At 56.4% G+C, this 14,989-nt stretch carries 14 protein-coding genes and 1 tRNA gene; 5 read left to right on the forward strand and 10 right to left on the reverse strand.

What is annotated here, in order from left to right; genetic code table 11:
- Window positions 1-3: 3 nt before the first annotated feature.
- The 6 genes from ABJM03_RS01980 to ABJM03_RS02005 all read right to left on the reverse strand — a co-directional run bounded on the left by ABJM03_RS01980 (window position 4) and on the right by ABJM03_RS02005 (window position 5,499).
- Entirely contained in the window at window positions 4-687 is a 684-nt protein-coding gene (locus tag ABJM03_RS01980; protein ID WP_348415205.1) for a M48 family metallopeptidase, read from the reverse strand.
- Entirely contained in the window at window positions 684-1,364 is a 681-nt protein-coding gene (locus ABJM03_RS01985; protein WP_348415206.1) for a MarC family protein, read from the reverse strand. The genes ABJM03_RS01980 and ABJM03_RS01985 overlap by 4 nt, the downstream gene beginning before the upstream one ends.
- Window positions 1,365-1,503: 139 nt before the next feature.
- Window positions 1,504-2,691 (reverse strand): VWA domain-containing protein, encoded by a 1,188-nt coding sequence (locus ABJM03_RS01990; protein ID WP_348415207.1) that lies wholly within the window; start codon window positions 2,689-2,691, stop codon window positions 1,504-1,506.
- On the reverse strand, window positions 2,691-2,858 hold the full coding sequence (locus ABJM03_RS01995) for an apolipoprotein acyltransferase (RefSeq protein ID WP_348415208.1): 168 nt from the start codon (window positions 2,856-2,858) through the stop codon (window positions 2,691-2,693). Before ABJM03_RS01995 ends, ABJM03_RS01990 begins: the two co-directional genes overlap by 1 nt.
- Window positions 2,859-2,875: 17 nt before the next feature.
- Complete coding sequence (locus tag ABJM03_RS02000; RefSeq protein ID WP_348415209.1) at window positions 2,876-4,258, reverse strand: DUF2927 domain-containing protein; 1,383 nt, start codon at window positions 4,256-4,258, stop codon at window positions 2,876-2,878.
- Window positions 4,259-4,659: 401 nt separating this feature from the next.
- A complete protein-coding gene (locus ABJM03_RS02005) occupies window positions 4,660-5,499 on the reverse strand; it encodes a MoxR family ATPase (protein WP_348415210.1) in 840 nt (279 codons plus the stop codon).
- Between the two features lie 132 nt (window positions 5,500-5,631).
- On the opposite strand from ABJM03_RS02005, the gene dksA reads away from it, so the two are divergent.
- Both dksA and ABJM03_RS02015 read left to right on the forward strand, forming a co-directional pair.
- Complete coding sequence (gene dksA, locus ABJM03_RS02010) at window positions 5,632-6,090, forward strand: RNA polymerase-binding protein DksA (protein ID WP_348415211.1); 459 nt, start codon at window positions 5,632-5,634, stop codon at window positions 6,088-6,090.
- Between the two features lie 75 nt (window positions 6,091-6,165).
- Entirely contained in the window at window positions 6,166-7,314 is a 1,149-nt protein-coding gene (locus ABJM03_RS02015) for an FAD-dependent monooxygenase (protein WP_348415212.1), read from the forward strand.
- Here ABJM03_RS02015 and ABJM03_RS02020 read toward each other — a convergent pair.
- On the reverse strand, window positions 7,311-8,357 hold the full coding sequence (locus tag ABJM03_RS02020; protein WP_348415213.1) for an ornithine cyclodeaminase: 1,047 nt from the start codon (window positions 8,355-8,357) through the stop codon (window positions 7,311-7,313). The two genes, ABJM03_RS02015 and ABJM03_RS02020, sit on opposite strands and share 4 nt — an antisense overlap.
- A gap of 11 nt (window positions 8,358-8,368) precedes the next feature.
- Window positions 8,369-9,289 (reverse strand): arginase, encoded by a 921-nt coding sequence (gene rocF / locus ABJM03_RS02025; RefSeq protein ID WP_348415214.1) that lies wholly within the window; start codon window positions 9,287-9,289, stop codon window positions 8,369-8,371.
- Between the two features lie 109 nt (window positions 9,290-9,398).
- On the opposite strand from rocF, the gene ABJM03_RS02030 reads away from it, so the two are divergent.
- Window positions 9,399-9,824 (forward strand): Lrp/AsnC family transcriptional regulator, encoded by a 426-nt coding sequence (locus tag ABJM03_RS02030; protein ID WP_348415215.1) that lies wholly within the window; start codon window positions 9,399-9,401, stop codon window positions 9,822-9,824.
- On the opposite strand, the gene ABJM03_RS02035 is transcribed toward ABJM03_RS02030, so the two are convergent.
- On the reverse strand, window positions 9,821-10,282 hold the full coding sequence (locus ABJM03_RS02035; RefSeq protein WP_348415216.1) for a disulfide bond formation protein B: 462 nt from the start codon (window positions 10,280-10,282) through the stop codon (window positions 9,821-9,823). The genes ABJM03_RS02030 and ABJM03_RS02035 overlap by 4 nt on opposite strands.
- A gap of 4 nt (window positions 10,283-10,286) precedes the next feature.
- A complete protein-coding gene (locus tag ABJM03_RS02040; RefSeq protein WP_348415217.1) occupies window positions 10,287-10,865 on the reverse strand; it encodes a VTT domain-containing protein in 579 nt (192 codons plus the stop codon).
- 134 nt (window positions 10,866-10,999) lie between these two features.
- On the opposite strand from ABJM03_RS02040, the gene ABJM03_RS02045 reads away from it, so the two are divergent.
- Both ABJM03_RS02045 and ABJM03_RS02050 read left to right on the forward strand, forming a co-directional pair.
- Window positions 11,000-11,083 (forward strand) — tRNA-Leu (locus tag ABJM03_RS02045).
- 939 nt (window positions 11,084-12,022) lie between these two features.
- Window positions 12,023-14,989, forward strand: a 2,967-nt coding sequence (locus ABJM03_RS02050) for a cadherin-like domain-containing protein (RefSeq protein WP_348415218.1), incomplete at its 3' end; no start/stop codon positions are given.

Below are 14,989 nucleotides of genomic sequence, written 5' to 3' on the forward strand. Positions count from 1 at the left end.
TGTTTATTCTTGCCATTTTACCTGCATTTCGGTGAGGGCAGCAATCCGTTCTTCTGTTTTTGGATGGGTCAATAACCATGCTGGGGCGCGGCCTCCGCTGGATTTTGTCAGGGCGTCCAGCTTTTGAAAAAGTGAAATCTGCGGGCCTATGCCAATACCTGCCTTGGTCAAAAGCGCGGCCGCATAGGCATCTGCCTCGAATTCATCGCTACGCGACAGTTTGGCCGCAAGCAACGAGGTCAGCGCATTGGCGATCCACATACCGATGCCCGGGATGATCCGGCTCAGCACCATTCCAAGGGCCACACGCATGGCGTTTTGCCCCGAGAAATCAATCATCCGGCGGCGCGAATGCCCAAGCGCCACATGGCCCAGCTCATGGGCGATGACGCTGGCCAGCTCTTGCGCTGTAACCTCTCCTGTGCGGAACTTGTTATAGAACCCGCGGGTAATGAAAATGCGGCCATCAGGGGCAGCAAGCCCGTTCACGGGTTCGATTTCGTAAATGTGGACTTTGATCCGGGGCAGGTCGAGCGCATGTGCCAGCTGCTTGCTCATCTCGGTCAGGTTAGGGTCGGCCAGCACGGTGGATTTCTCATCCAGCTCCCGGGCGGTGCGCCAGACCGAAAACCGGTACATGGCAAGGCCGTAGAGCACGGCAAGCAGGATGGGGATGGTTTTGATCATCCGGTTTCGCCGCTGAGCGGGGTTGAGCTGGCGGGCGGGGCAACCTCGAAAATATCCAGCGTATCAAACCCCGCAAGGATCGCATCGACTGCAATAGTGGCGAGGATAATCCCCATCACCCGCGAGATCACGGATGCACCGGTATCGCCAATCAGCCGGTGCACGATATTCGCGGCAAGCAATAGACCAAGTGTGAGACACAAAACCAGCACCAGCAGCACAGCTGTGGTGGCCTGCTCGGCAACGGTGTTGGTGCTGTTTTCGGTAAGAATGACGATCGCCAGCATCGCACCGGGAGAGGCGATCGACGGCATGGCGAGGGGAAACACCGCACCCGAGAGATGGTCCCGTTCGGCATCGGCAATCTCGGTTTGGGGTTTGGAGTCGCCGAAAATCATAGAGAGCGCAAACAGGAACAGGATCACGCCACCGGCAATCTGAAACGAGCCAAGCCGCAGCCCAAGCGTTTCAAGCACCACTTGACCTCCCACAAGAAAGGCCAGCAGCACCAGCGTGGCAATGGCAATAGCGCGGATGGCGAAACGGCGGTGGAGGTGTTTGGGCACGCTTGAGACCGCAAACAGATAGACGGGTATCGTGCCCACGGGATCAATCACCACAAGCAGGGTGATGAATTCGCGTAGGTTTGAAACCCAGTCTATGTCAAATGGCAGCATCAAGGAGTTCCTCAGGGCACGGGATATATTTTCTTTGAAAGCCAGAGGCAGGTAGGTGGGAACTCGGGATTTCGTGGGTTGCTATATAACTAGCTATTCCGCCGCAGTTTTGCAACGAAACAAGGCGCACGCACGGCTGTTATTGCGTGAGGGCCTTCATGCCGCGTGACAGCCCTTCGAGGGTCATGGGGACCATGGCGTCGCTGCCAAAAATTTCCTGCACCATGGCGATGGATTGGGTGTAGGGCCAGTATTTTTCAGGCACCGGATTGATCCACAGATTGGATTTCCATTGCTCGCGTGCGCGGTTCAGCCAGACCGAGCCTGCCTCGGCGTTCCAATGTTCATTCGCGCCGCCAGGATAGGCGACCTCATAGGGGGACATGCTGGCATCGCCCACAAAGATACAGCGGTAGTCGGCGCCATAGGTGCGCAGGATCTCATAAGTCGGGGTTTGCGCGTCCCAGCGGCGGCGGTTGTCGCGCCAGACGCCGTCATAGAGGCAGTTATGGAAGTAGAAGACCTCCATATGTTTGAATTCGGAACGTGCGGCGCTGAACAGCTCTTCAACCACCTTGATATGCGGATCCATCGAGCCGCCAACGTCGAGAAAAAGCAGAACCTTGACCGCATTGCGCCGCTCCGGGCGGGTTTTGACGTCGAGGTAGCCTTGCTCGGCGGTCGAGCGGATGGTGCCGCCCAGATCAAGCTCTTGGTTGGCGCCATCACGGGCCCAGCGGCGCAAACGTTTGAGGGCGACCTTAATGTTGCGCGTGCCCAGTTCGACACTGTCATCAAGGTTTTTGAATTCGCGTTTATCCCAGACTTTGACAGCGCGGCCATGGCGGCCTTCTTTCTGGCCGATGCGCACGCCTTCGGGATTATACCCATAAGCCCCGAAGGGAGAGGTGCCACCCGTGCCCACCCATTTGTTGCCACCCTCATGACGGCCTTCTTGTTCCTTGAGCCGCTCTTTGAGTGTCTCCATGAGTTTCTCAAAGCCGCCAAGAGCTTCGATCTCGGCTTTTTCCTCGGCGCTCAGATGTTTTTCCGACATCTTGCGCAGCCACTCCTCGGGGATATCAACCGCTTTAAGAACCTCGTCCAAGGTGATGTTTTTTAAGCCGGAAAATGCAGCGCCAAAGGCGCGGTCGAATTTGTCGATGTTGCGTTCGTCTTTAACCATGCTGGCGCGGGCGAGGTAATAGAACGCCTCGACGTCATAGGTGGCAAGCCCCGCGGACATGCCATCGAGGAACGCCAAAAATTCCCGCATGGAAACGGGAACTTTATGGGCGCGCAGCTGCTCGAAAAACGGCAGGAACATTAGCTGATCAGACGGTCAATGATCACAGTCGCGAACATGCCAACGATAAGGAAAGCCATGCCATAACCTACGGCGTATTGGGCGATATCCTTGCGGTTGCCGTTGCGTTTGCGGGCGGTTGTTCCCCCGATGAACGCGCCCAGTGTCGCCAGCACGATTACTATCATTACAATGCCCTTTTAAGTTACAGGTGTCCTTTCAGCGGGCTAAGCGATGATATCTCGCGCAGCTTGGCCCGGACGGCCCAATCAGAGCCAAATCCGTAGCGTGCCCATCCCAAACTGTCCAGTCGGACGGCCTCTGCTTCGGCGGTGCGGTTTTCAAGATCCAGCGCTTCGGCGCGCAGCAGCAATAGCGTTGACAGCAATGCGGCATTTTCATTTGCGCGCGCGGTTTCAATGTGGGGTGCGATCAGGCGCATGGCTTGGGTGCCTGAGCCTTGGCTGATGGCATAGGCGGCCAGCTGTGTCGCCACATAGGCTTGATGCAGCCGTGTGCCGGGGGTCGCAGCATAGTATTTCTTGGCCATTTCATAGTGTTGCTGCGCGGCTTTGGGGTTTTTACGTTGTAGAACCCGGCCCATGGCATAATGGGCAAAGGCACGGCGTTGATCCTGCCAACCCATTACGCCGGCAATGCGGAGCGCCTCTTGGGCGGCGGCTTGGCGTTCGCTGTTTTTGGAGGCGGGACCAAGGGCGGTTTCAATGGCGCGTTTCCACGGGAGCGGTGTACGGGTGAGAAAACGGGCGCGGGTGTGTTCGCCCTGCGGGTTAATGTCGCGTAGGATATGGGGCAGGGTTGCCGCCACCTGTCCGCGGCTCATGCCATTGTGCAGCTTGGGTGAATAATAGGTCCGCAGCATCAGCATATCAAAACCGGTCAGAACCGTGTGCACATTATCGTCGTTGAACACGGAATCCGGCAGGCGGTACAGATCGTTGAGCGGCCCAAGCGATTGCGCCAATTCTTCGTGCAGACAATCGCGCACTTCTTGCGGGCTTACGTCATTGGGCAGGAAGATCGCCAGCTTGGTCCGTTGCCGCAGCTGGGACCAGTTGGCCTTTTTGGTGCGGCGGGCTTTTCGATATTCCTCCATCGTGCTGACGTTGGGGGCCACAAAACACGCGGCCTGTGGCAGCATCTTGCGGATGTCTTTGCGCGATACCGCGTTGATGGTGACGTTGGCGGGCTGCGACGCGCTTACCTGACTGATGTTGATCCGCGCTTCGTTGCGCAGGCGTGACAAAAGCCGGTTAAGGTCATGTTGCAGGGAAGGGGGCTGGTTGCCGATAACCGACACTGTGATCGGCCCTTCAAAGCGGGTCAGGATCGGTAATTCGCGGCCGCTTTCCAGCTTGAAAGACAATTCGATAAAATCGAGGGCCAGATCGTTGTTCGAACGCACAGGGCTGACCGGCGCACCATGGGCGAACACTTTGACCGGTGGGAAGGCGCTATCATTGTGGGTCATCAAGCGCGACACATCTCCCCCTGTGGTAGGGGTACATGCGTTCAGCGCAATCGAAAGCGCCAATGCGATGCGGGATTTTGCACTGCGCGATCTCATGCGCCGGCACCGGCGCAAACGGGTGCCGCAAAAATAGTTGAAAAACGCGATTCTACTGCGCGCACATACTGTGCGTTTTGGATACTCATAACTCTGCCTGCCTGCCCTTGTGAGCTTCAATTGGAGATCTTTTCGTCCCTCAACCTGTTCTCGGTAGGGAGCAATTAAGGCAAAATCAGGGCAAATTTTCCGGATTGAGGCACACCAGAGGTTGTGACGTGAAAAAGCCACAGTTTGAATTGCGGTCAATCACGAGCGGAAGAGGGCCGTTTGGGCGAATTATCAGGTAAGGCAAATGAGGCACCGGGCGCAACGCAGCCATAGCGATGGCCAACGGTGCGCGGGCGATGCAGCGGCGCAATTCGGATCAGATTGACGGGATTGCGCCGCCGGGCGCGGTTTTACCTGCCGCCACGCGCCATAAAGGCCAAGCGCTCGAAAAGATGCACATCCTGTTCATTCTTCAAAAGCGCGCCGTGTAGTTTGGGTAGGGCAGAGCTACCATCCGCTTTGAGATCCTTTGCCTCCATGTCTTCGGCCAACAGGAGCTTGAGCCAGTCGATGACTTCTGACGTCGACGGCTTTTTCTTCAACCCTTGTTGTTCCCGAATCTCGTAAAACTGGGTGAGCGCGGTGGTCAACAAATCTGCCTTGATGCCGGGGTGGTGCACTTCGACAATCTTTTTGAGAGTCTCCATGTCGGGGAATTGGATGTAGTGGAAAAAGCAGCGGCGTAAAAATGCGTCGGGTAGCTCTTTTTCGTTGTTGGAAGTGATGATGACGATAGGGCGGACGTCGGCCTTGATCGTTTGGCCCGTCTCATAGACAAAGAACTCCATCTTATCGAGCTCTTGCAGCAGGTCGTTGGGGAATTCGATATCGGCCTTGTCGATCTCGTCAATCAGCAGAACGACCTTTTCGCCCGCCTCGAATGCCTCCCACAGTTTGCCTTTGCGGATGTAATTGGACACATCATGCACGCGGGCATCGCCCAGCTGGCTGTCGCGCAGGCGGCTTACAGCGTCATATTCATACAGGCCTTGTTGGGCGCGGGTGGTGGATTTGATATTCCATTCGATCATCCGCAGGCCCATTGCGGCGCTGACTTGTTTGGCCAGTTCTGTCTTGCCGGTGCCGGGCTCTCCTTTGACCAAAAGCGGGCGTTCGAGCTGTACCGCTGCATTTACCGCAATCTTCAGGTCATCGGTTGCGACATAATCTGCGGTGCCTTGGAATTTCATATCGTGATCAACTCTCTGTGTGATTTGGGGTGTACCCCCTTGCATTCATAATAGCGCAGGATTGAGTAGTGACAATCTTACTTGCGTTGTATAGAGACCGCGCCATGAGGATGTCGTTAGGAGGGATTCCAAATGACGCTGTCGAAAACCGTCAAGGGGACTGACAAGGTGAATCAGCAGAACAATTTACCGGATGATTATCGTCCAGCCGAAGACGAGCCGTTCATGAATGACCGGCAAGTAGAATATTTCCGACGCAAGCTTTTGGATTGGAAAACCGAATTGCTTGCGGGAAGTCGTGATACCATCGAGACGATGAAGGATGGCACGCGCAACATTCCGGATGTGAATGACCGCGCCTCCGAGGAAACGGACCGCGCACTTGAATTGCGTACCCGTGACCGCGCACGCAAGCTTGTCGGTAAGATCGACGCCGCACTGCGCCGCATCGATGAGGGCGAATTCGGCTACTGCTCGGTGACCGGAGAGCCTATTTCGCTCAAACGTCTGGATGCGCGCCCCATCGCAACGATGAGCCTTGAGGCGCAAGAGCGTCACGAGCGCCGCGAGAAAGTCCACCGCGACGAGTGAACGCGGAATAAGAAAACAAAAGATCTGGGCGCTGCAGTGTAGACTGTAGCGCCTTTCGTTTAAGGGGGGCGGCGTATGGGCCTGAACAATGCATTGGTGCTGGGGGGCGGGATCGGAGGTCTGGCCGCGGCGGTGGCGCTTGCACGGTGCGGCGTTGCGGTGACCATTCTGGAGCAGGCCGACGCCATCCGCGAAGTTGGCGCGGGCTTACAGGTCAGCCCGAATGGGCTGGCGGTGTTGCGCGCGCTGGGGCTTGATAAGCGATTGCTTGATAAGGGCGCTGTGCAGGGACAAGCCGTTGTCATGCAAGCCCATGACCGTGCAGGCGATGTCGCGCGGCTTGAGCTTCGGCAGTTGCCTGCCCCACAGCAATATTATTTTATGCACCGTGCCGATCTGGTCGAGGTTCTGTTGCGCGCCGCGCGCGAGCAAAACGTGAGCTTTGAGTTTGGCGCGCAGGCGGTCAAGGTATTGCCCGGCGATGTTCCGATAGTCGAGCTCGCCGATGGCACGCTGCGGCGTGCAGAGCTGGTGGTGGGCGCAGATGGCATTCATTCACGCGCCCGCGTTGCCCTTAACGGGCCGGATGCGGGGTTTTTCACGGGGCAGGTCGCATGGCGGGCTGTTGTGCCGAACCGGTTTGACCATGCGAATGTGGCAATGGTGACCATGGGACCGGGGCGACATCTGGTGAGCTATCCGTTGCGGCAGGGGCGTTTGATCAACCTTGTCGCGGTAGAAGAGCGCAAGACATGGGCGGAAGAAGGGTGGAACCACCCCGATGATCCAGCAAATTTGCGCGCGGCCTTTGACAGTTTCGGAGGGATGGCCCGCGATATGATCCATGCCGTCGAACAACCCACCCTATGGGGGTTGCACCGTCATCCTGTGGCCGAGGTCTGGCATGGGGGAGGTGTGGCGTTGTTAGGGGATGCGGCCCATCCGACCCTGCCGTTTCTGGCACAGGGGGCGAATATGGCGCTCGAGGATGCGTGGGTATTGGCGCAAAACGCCATGGCACTGGACCGTTACGCCGCCCTGCGCAAGCCGCGGGTAAAGCGGGTAATCAAAGCCGCAGAAGGCAACGCATGGCGTTATCATCTGCGGCCGGGTCCAGTCCGGTTTGCGGCCCATACCGTTTTGCGGTTAGGAAGCCGGATCGCGCCCCGCAGAATGCTGGGCGCGTTTGACTGGCTTTATGGTCACGATGTGACTGCGCGTTAGCTTGCTGCGCGTTTGACCATGCCGAACAGATCGCGTGGATCATCAGGATCGGCCAGCATATCAAGCGGTGTGAAGAAGTCGGTTCCTTCGATGGCTTCGCGGACATAGCAAAGAGCCGAGAAATCCTCGATTGCAAAGCCGACACTGTCGAACAATGTGATCTGGCGTGCATCAGTGCGGCCTTTGGCCGTTCCGGTCAGAACTTCCCAGAACTCGGTCACGGGATGATCGGGGGCAAGTTGTTGGATCTCACCTTCGATCCGCGTCTGTTCAGGGTATTCGACAAAGATGTCAGCGCGGTGCAGAATATCGCCGGCCAGCTCGGTCTTGCCGGGGCAATCGCCGCCGATGGCGTTGATATGCACGCCTGCGCCAATCATGTTGTCGGTCAGGATCGTTGCATATTGCTTGTCAGCAGTGCAGGTCGTGATGATCTGCGCGCCCATGATCGCGTCCTCGGCGCTGGCGCAGGATACAACCCGCAGACCGGAGGCTTCGAGATTGGAAGCGCATTTTGCCGTGGCCGCAGGGTCAATGTCGTAGAGGCGGACTTCTTCAATTCCGACAATGGCTTGCATGGCGATGCTTTGGAATTCGGACTGTGCGCCATTGCCGATCATTGCCATGACTTTAGACCCTTTAGGGGCAAGTACCCGTGCCGCCAATGCGGATGTGGCAGCGGTGCGCAATGCGGTCAGGATGGTCATCTCGGAGAACAAGACAGGATAGCCTGTGGCCACATCCGACAAAAGGCCAAAGGCCGTGACCGTCTGCAAGCCGTCGGCGGTATTGTCAGGGTGCCCGTTGACATATTTGAAGCCATAAACCTCACCGTCCGAGGTCGGCATCAATTCGATAACACCAACTTCGGAATGGGAGGCAACGCGGGGCGTTTTGTCAAACAGGGGCCAGCGGCGGAAGTCGGCTTCGATCCGGTCGCAGATGCCCTGCATCATAGGCGCAAGGCCCACGTTGTTGATCAGCTTCATCATCTGATCGACACTGACGAAAGGGACGAAGGCGCGGGGGGAAGGGGTTGTCATGATAAGGCTCCTTAGTAAGCGCGGGTTGGACGGTCAAAGACGTTGCGACCAAGGGCCGAAGCGGCCAAATCGACCATCAGTTGGGCGGTGCGGCCACGCTCGTCCAAAAACGGGTTGAGCTCGACCAGATCCAAAGAAGACAGCAGGCCGCTGTCGTTGATCATTTCCATTACCAGATGGCCTTCGCGCACTGTGGCGCCGCCCGGAACGGTGGTGCCAACGGCAGGGGCCGCCGCTGGATCGAGGAAATCAACATCAAGCGAGACATGCAGCAGGCCATTTGTTGCGGCGACACGGGCAAGGAAGGACCCCAGCGGGCCGGTGATGCCGGTCTCGTCGATCTCGCGCATGTCGACGCGGGTGATCTCGGTTTGCTGCAAGGCTTCGCGTTCGGATGGATCAACCGAGCGCAACCCGATCATGGCGATCTGGTCAAAGGGCAGTGGCGCGGGCAGGGCAGGCCAGTCTTCGAATGTTTCGCGGCCTGTGAGGTAGCCCATAGGCGTACCGTGCAGATTGCCGCTGTCGGTGCTGTCGAGCGTGTGGAAGTCGCTATGGGCGTCCAGCCAAAGCACAAACAGCGGGCGCTTTTGTGCTTCGGCATAGCGCATTGCGCCCAAAACAGTACCTGAAGCCAGCGCGTGATCGCCGCCCATTGTGATGGGCATACCGCGCGCGAATGAGGCCTCGGTCGTGTCGGCCAGTGCATGTGTCCATGCGATCGTTTCGGCAAGGCGGTGCAATTTAGGGTGCGGGATATCTTCGTAAGGGGCAGGGCCGATGTTGCCGATATCAGTAACCTTATGCCCCAGACTTTCCAGTGCTTGGGCCAAACCGGCGGTGCGGTAGGCATCAGGTCCCATGATACAGCCACGGCGAATTTTGCCGCAGTCCAACGGAGCGCCTTGTAAAATGCAATGTTGCGGGGTCATGGGAGTCATCCTTTGTTACGTGTTTATTAGGTGTAATCCGTGCATATGTTCGATAAATAGAGTGCAAAGTGTTCAAAATGAGTTTAAATTATCCAAAACGGAGCTCAAAATGGATGAAATGGACGGTAAACTGATTGCGGCGCTCCGGCATAACGCACGGGCATCGCTGTCTGATCTGGCGGTGATCCTGGGGCTGTCCCGGACCACCGTGCGCGCGCGCCTTGCGCGTTTGCAGGACGGCGGAGAGATTGTGGGGTTTTCCGTGATTACCCGTGCGGATGTGGCACGTGATCCGGTACGCGGCCTGATGATGATCGGCATCGAGGGGCGCGGGGCAGCGCGGATCAAACGCCAGCTGGGCACCATGGCAGAGCTGCGCGCGGTGCACTCCACGAATGGTCAGTGGGATTTGATTGTAGAAATCGGCACAGCCACGTTGGAGCAATTCGATAAGGTTCTGGACCGTATCAGGCAGCTCGACGGGGTTGTGGCTTCGGAAACGAGCCTGCTTTTAAGCACGCAAAAAGCGGGTTAGCCGCGGCGCGCGGCCTGAACCCAGATTGCCATCAGCACGAGTGACACAATAGCGTTCCACCCCGCCATGCTGATCCCTGCCATTTGCCACGCGATATCATCACAGCGTACCAAGGGTGCCGCAAGAATTTGATCCATCAACTGCTGGGCGCTTAGCCCGCTAACGCCGCCTGCTGTGCAAGTGGTCGGGCCTTCCCACCAACCTTGCTCAACACCCACATGATACATGCCGATGATTGCCGTGGTCAGCGCGGCTGCCGCACCGGCCCAGGCAAGTTGCACCTTGCGGGAGATCAGGATCAGCGCACCGATAATAATTGCCGCCGCATGGGGCCAGCGTTGATAGAGGCACAGCTTGCAAGGGGCCAGACCGCCCAGATGCTGAAACGCAAACGCCCCGCCAAGCACAGCAACTGAGCCAAACGTGGCGAGGGCAATATAGTTTTTGTTTTTTTCCATCGGCTCAGAACAGTTTGATGACCATAAACCCGCCAATCAGCAGGGCCAGGGCGAGGGTGAACATCAGCGGCAGGCGCTTTTCGATAAAATCCCGTACAGGCGCGCCGTATTTATACAGCAGCAGCGCAACGAGGAAAAACCGCAAGCCGCGCGCAAGGATCGAGGTCGTGATGAAAGTAAGCAGCGGCATGCCGGTCCAACCGGACATGATGGTGATGACCTTATAAGGAAAGGGTGTGATCCCCGCCGCCAGAACCGCCCAAAATCCCAGATCGTTAAATCGTGTGGCGAATTCCTCCATCGCATGGCCTTTGCCAAGCGCTTCGAGAATCGGAGCCCCCAAAGTGTCATAGGCAAGCGCGCCAATCGCATAGCCCATAACACCGCCCAACACGGATGCGACCAAGGCCACACCAGCAATTATAAAGGCGCGGCCAGGGCGGGCGATGATCATCGGGATCATGATGATGTCCGGCGGAATCGGAAACATCGAACTTTCCAGAAAGCTTACCAATGCCAAGACCCAAAGGGCATGACGGTGCTCGGCAAGGCTCAGGGTCCAGTCATAGAGGCGTTGGATCATGCGGGCGCTCCGGAATTTACGCTTTCTCAACATCATGTCGCAGGGTCCCCGTCAAGAGACAGGCGTAAATCCTATGGTCAGAGTGTCGAATATGACTTGCCCCTGTCTTGCGGTCAGGCTACATCGTCGCCAGTGCCCAAGTGGCGGAATGGTAGACGCAGGAGATTCAAAATCTCCCGCCGCGAGGCGTGCCGGTTCGAGTCCGGCCTTGGGTACCAACCTGATCCTTTTCAGGTTTTCCGCAAATGTTACACTCCCTTTAAATTAACAAATTCCTATTCACTGCATCGCAGGGCTTCTGGTCAGCACAGGCTCGGGTCGGAACGGGCGGATAGCAAAGTGCCACATTATTGACTTTGTTAATATTTGATTCGGAAGAATGTGGCGAATTTACATAAGAATTCACGGCTAATTACGCTGCCCAAAGCCAATTGGTTCGAATTCGTGAACATGATTCCTGAGGAATTTTCGGAGGATAAGGGCTTGTCACCTCTGGAGGAGCAGGGCCTGATTGTTAACAGATCACGAACAATAATAACCCCATGATTGAGTGTTGAAAAAACCGGCGCAGGGTTTGAATCAAGTATTATTGGGATTATGCGCGTTCTTGTGACGGGTAAACGGTCAACAATACAATCTAGGCTAGAGTGCTGAATCTAGCTTTTCGATATTCATTAACTTTATGTTGAACCAAGTTGTGACACATTTCGGTCTTTTTTCCCTTTGTATCCAACAGATGAAAAGCTATCTCTTTAGCAAGCCCACTGGGGGGTGACGACAAAATTTGGTCCGGGGGCGGCCGCACACTGACTGCATTTTTTGGTGCAGGAGACGTGTAGCGCCGCATATTTGCGACTGCTGCTTACGGGCTAAGGTTCTCTTTTTTTGAGCCTTAGTTTGGCCATAATTCGGTCCGTCTCTCCTTTCAAAAGGCACAGCTGTGTTGGTTGCTTGTGGATCAGCAATAACTCTTCGGAGTTAACACGCGAAGAACGGAGAAGACGAATGACGAAGACTAGACCATCAACGTATCGTTCCGAGTGGTGCATTTTTGCGCCCGTTTCCGACGTTCAATCGCGACGCAATCTTCCAAAGTTTGACCAACAAAATCCGGCCGCGACGCGCGCCGCGCGCATTGCCGCATAGGAGCATATACAATGATCAGAACAATTGACTTCAACAACCTTGCCACTGGTGAAACCGTAACAGACCAATTTGCAGACCTCGGTGTGCAGGTAAGTGCCAATGCGGCCGGCAATGGTGTAGATCAGGCAATGATTTTCGACACGAATGCCCCGACCGGTGGTGATTCCGACCTTGCCACGTCAAACCTTAATAATGTGTTAATTATTTCCGAAGACGGCGATAGTTCTGATCCTGATGATAATGCCGCTGGCGGTTCACTAACGTTTTCGTTTGATGATCCGGTCACAATTAAATCTCTGACGTTCCTCGATATCGAAGAGACGGCAACAATACGATTCTTTGATGCCAATGGCGATCTGATCAGCGAACAGTTCGTAGAGCCGACGCAGAATAACGGCCAATCTGTTGTGCAGCTTTCGGTGCCTGGCACGTCCAGCTTCGAAATCGTCCTGCAAGGCTCCGGCGCGATTGACAACCTTGTGTTTGAAGAGGTCAACGAAGCCCCGGTTGCCGTGGATGATGTGGAAACCACCGAGGAAGACACGTCAGTCGTTGTTGACCTTCTAGGCAATGACAGCGATCCGGACAACACGCTGGACGAGCTGACGATCTCGGACGTGACGGTTGATCCTGCGGAAGGCACCGTTGTGGACAATGGCGACGGCACTGTGACCTTCACACCTGCGGAAGACTTCACCGGCGAAGCGACGATCACCTACACCGTGACTGATCCTGACGGCCTGTCCGACGAAGGCGAGGCGGTTGTGACCGTGACGCCAGTGAACGACGCGCCGGTTGCCGTAGATGATGCAGATGTGACCGACTTCAACACGCCGGTGACTGTTGATCTGCTGGCCAATGATTTCGATATCGACACAGATGCGGCTGATCTTTCGGTGGTTTCTGCAACTGTTCCTGCCGATCAGGGCACATTGACACCCAATGATGACGGTACATTCGAATTTACGCCTGCCGACGGGTTCGAGGGTGAAGCAACTATCAGCTACACCATTTCCGATGGTGAGCTGGAAGCCAGCGCGATCCATATTGTCACAGTAGGCAATAGCCAAGGCCCCGAAGCCTTTGACGATGTGGCCACCACAGAGGAAGAAACCCCTGTCACCATCGACTTGCGCGGCAATGACTTTGATCCTGATACCGCTGTTGAGGATCTGATCATTTCTGACGTGACCCTTGTTGATCCGACACAGGGTGAGCTGGTCGATAATGGCGATGGCACAGTGACCTTTACGCCTGCGCCGGAATTCAATGGCGATGCGACAATCACCTACACCGTCAGTGATCCCGAAGGGAACAGCGACGAAGGTCAGGCTGTGGTTACGGTCACGGCTGTGAATGATCCTCCGGTTGCCGTGGATGACGTGGCCACAACCGAAGAAGACACGGCCGTTGTCGTGAACCTGACCGGCAATGACAGCGATCCAGACAACACCGTCGACGAACTCAGCGTGATTGCGGTTTCGGTCCCGGCCGAACAAGGCACCATCGAGAACAACGAAGACGGCACAGTGACCTTTACGCCTGCGCCTGATTTCAACGGCGACGCAACGATCACTTATACTATCTCTGATCCCGATGGTCAGCTGGATGAAGCCGTTGCGATCGTGACGGTCACTCCGGTTAACGATGCGCCGGAAGCTGTTTATGATACAGATGAAACGCCATTCGAAACACCTGTGACGATTGACCTGTTGGCCAATGACACAGACGTTGAAACGCCTGATGCGCTGACCGTGGTTTCCGCCACTGTCGCCCCCGAAGAAGGCACGCTGGTTGAGAATGCGGACGGCACATTCGAATTCACACCGGCCGACGGTTTCGCCGGTGTGGCGACCGTCACCTACACGATCTCGGATGGTGAGCTGGAAGATACGGCCAACCACTTTATTACCGTCGCAGAAAGCACAGGCCCCGAAGCCTTTGATGATGCCGCTACCACAGATGAAGACACGCCTGTTGTTGTCGATCTGCGTGGCAATGACTTTGACCCGGACAACACGTTGGATGAGCTTACGATATCCGACATTACCGTTGATCCTGCGCAAGGCAGCGTTGAGGACAATGGCGATGGCACAGTAACCTTCACGCCGGCGCCTGAATTCAGTGGCGAAGCGGTCATCACCTATACGATCACCGACCCGGACGGGCAAAGCGATGTGGGCGAGGCGATCATCACCGTCATGCCGGTGAATGATCCACCCGTTGCAGTAGATGATACCGCCACAACCGACGAAGACACGCTGGTCAACATCACCGTGCTTGACGATGATACCGATCCAGAGGGTGATTTCCTCACCGTGACCGAGGCGACATCGGATGATGGTACCGTTGCGATCCTGGATGATGGCACGCTCGACTTCACGCCAAACCCGGATTTCTTCGGCGAAGCGACGATCAACTACACGATCACAGACAGCAACGGGGGCTTTGACGACGCCATTGTCACTGTGACCGTGGCGCCAGTGAACGACGCGCCGGTTGCCGTGGATGATGCGGAAACTACCGAGGAAGAGACACCAGTGGTTGTTGACCTTCTGGGCAATGACAGCGATCCGGACAACACGCTGGACGAGCTGACGATCTCTGACGTGACGGTAGACCCTGCAGAAGGCACCGTTGTGGACAATGGCGACGGCACTGTGACCTTCACACCTGCCGAAGACTTCACCGGCGAAGCGACGATCACCTATACCGTAACGGACCCTGACGGCCTGTCCGACGAAGGCGAAGCGGTTGTGACCGTGACGCCTGTGAACGACGCACCGGTTGCCGTGGATGACGCGGAAACCACCGAGGAAGAGACACCAGTGGTCGTCGACCTTCTGGGCAATGACAGCGATCCGGACAACACGCTGGACGAGCTGACAATCTCTGACGTGACGGTAGACCCTGCCGAGGGCACCGTTGTGGACAATGGCGACGGCACTGTGACCTTCACACCAGCCGAAGACTTCACC

The sequence above is a fragment of the Sulfitobacter sp. genome, from assembly GCF_039977885.1.
Lineage (GTDB): Bacteria > Pseudomonadota > Alphaproteobacteria > Rhodobacterales > Rhodobacteraceae > Sulfitobacter.